This window comes from Mesorhizobium sp. M8A.F.Ca.ET.165.01.1.1 (assembly GCF_004792065.1).
Taxonomy (GTDB): Bacteria; Pseudomonadota; Alphaproteobacteria; order Rhizobiales; family Rhizobiaceae; genus Mesorhizobium.
Genome location: NZ_SRTH01000064.1, coordinates 1 through 469, shown reverse-complemented (window position 1 = coordinate 469; position 469 = coordinate 1). Strand labels below are relative to the sequence as shown.

Below are 469 nucleotides of genomic sequence, written 5' to 3'. Positions count from 1 at the left end.
GCGGCTGGCTCGGTCAGGCCGGCAATGTCGCCGAAGAACTTGAGGCTGCGCGCGTCGAAGGCGGCTCGTAGGGCTTCCAGGAAGCGGCGGCGAAACAGGCGCGACAGGACGCGCACCGGAAGGAAGAACCCTGGCCGACAGGAGACCCAGCGCGAGCCGTCCGGCGAGACGCCACCGCCCGGCACGATGCAATGGATGTGCGGATGGTAGTGCAGGTTCTGCCCCCAGCTGTGCAGCACCGCGATGAGGCCGATCTCGGCGCCGAGATGTTTGGAATCGGCGGCGATCGTGCGCAGCGTCTCGGCCGCAGTCCTGAACAGGATGGCGTAAACCGCCGCCTTGTTCTGGAAGGCGATCGCGGCGACCTCGGCCGGCAACGTGAACACGACGTGGAAGTAGGGAACCGGCAGGAGTTCGGCCTCGCGTGCGGCGAGCCAGTCGCGGCAGGCCTGTCCCTGGCATTTTGGGC

Annotated in this window: 1 protein-coding gene; it reads right to left on the bottom strand. The window is 67.8% G+C overall.

The features are described 5' to 3' along the window. Nucleotides 1–469 (bottom strand): transposase (locus tag EN808_RS35135; protein ID WP_135918217.1); only part of this gene is annotated, 469 nt, incomplete at both ends.